At 59.4% G+C, this 1,539-nt stretch carries 2 protein-coding genes; both read left to right on the top strand.

What is annotated here, in order from left to right; all coding sequences use genetic code 11:
- Positions 1-752 (top strand): flavin reductase family protein (locus tag AB0442_RS42415; protein ID WP_366168838.1); only part of this gene is annotated, 752 nt, incomplete at its 5' end.
- Positions 709-1,539 (top strand): LLM class flavin-dependent oxidoreductase (locus tag AB0442_RS42410; RefSeq protein WP_366168837.1); only part of this gene is annotated, 831 nt, incomplete at its 3' end. The genes AB0442_RS42415 and AB0442_RS42410, both read left to right, overlap by 44 nt.

The raw sequence follows: 1,539 nt of genomic DNA, 5'->3' as shown, positions 1-1,539 counted from the left end.
ACTTGGAGCACTTTACCCAGTGCAGCCATTTCGCCATCAATATTCTGGCGGAACGGCAAAAAGAGGCTTCAACCATTTTTGCGCAAAAGAACGAAGACCGCTTTGCGCTGATCGATTGGCGCTGGAGCGCGTCACGGGTGCCGCTTATCGATAACAGTTCGGCGTGGTTCGACTGCGCGCTGTATCAGGTGGTGGACGCCGGCGACCATGCCATTCTGATCGGCAAAGTAGAGGGGTTCGAGTCCAACGCGACTGCCGGTCTGGGGTATTACCGCGGTGCATACTTCACGCCTTATCAAAACGCGCAGTCGCTGATTGGCGGGCCGCAGGTGGTGGTGAGCGCGCTGATCGAGTTTGAAGGGCACGCTGTGATGGTGCGGCAAAACGACGGCGGCTATCAGCTGCCGTCCAGCCCGGTGGAGAAACGCAGCGTCAGCGAAACGTTGGGGGATTTACTGCAGCAGTTGGGCATCAATGCCCATCCGGGGTTCGTCTATTCCGTCTACGACGACCGGCAGAAGAACCAGCAACACATCGTTTTTCTGTGCGCGCTGCCGACCGACGCCGGCAGCCTGACGCCGCAGCTGAGCACGGCGGAATGGTTCGACATGCCGACGCTGGCACGGTTGCCGATCAAGGATCCGGCGCTGCGGTCGATGATGGGCCGGTTCGTCAAAGAAAACGCCGTGGGGAATTACGGTATCTATTATGGCGATGAGCACAGCGGTGCCATCAAGCAATTCGCCGGTTGAAGCTAAGCGGGAGAGTGTGATGAAACTGTCTTTATTCGTGCATATGGAACGAACGTTACCCGAAGAATCCCAGGAAAAGCTATACCAGGAGATGATCGAACTGTGTGAAATCGCCGATCGTGGTGGCATGCACGCCATCTGGACCGGTGAGCACCACGGCATGAATTTCACCATTGCGCCGAATCCGTTCATCAATCTGGCGGATATCGCCCGGCGCACGTCCAGGGTGCGGCTCGGCACCGGCACCATCATTGCGCCATTCAATCACCCGATCCGTCTGGCGGGCGAGGCGGCGATGACCGATATCATCACCGGCGGCAGGCTGGAGCTGGGCATTGCGCGCGGCGCCTATTCCTATGAATACGAACGGCTGATGCCCGGTTTAACCGCCTGGGATGCCGGGCAGCGCATGCGCGAGCTGATCCCGGCGGTGAAAAAACTGTGGCAGGGCGACTATGCCCATCAGGGGGAATACTGGTCGTTCCCGGCGACCACCTCTTCGCCGCTGCCGAAACAGCAGCCGCATCCGCCGATTTGGGTAGCGGCGCGCGATCCCAACAGTCACGAATTTGCGGTGCAAAACGGCTGCAACGTTCAGGTTACGCCGCTGCATCAGGGGGAAGAGGAGATCGTAAGGCTGGTAACCTGTTTCAACGAGGCTCGCGCGCGTTTCGCCGCCGAGCAGCCGCTGAAGATCATGCTGTTGCAGCATGGCTACGTGGCGGAAGACGAGGCGGACGCCCGTCTGGCGGCGGAAGAACTCAACCGTTTCTACCACTACTTCGGC

Source organism: Kitasatospora sp. NPDC085895 (assembly GCF_040702125.1).
Taxonomy (GTDB): domain Bacteria; phylum Actinomycetota; class Actinomycetes; order Streptomycetales; family Streptomycetaceae; genus Kitasatospora; species Kitasatospora arboriphila.
This window is presented reverse-complemented; position numbering and strand designations above follow the sequence as displayed.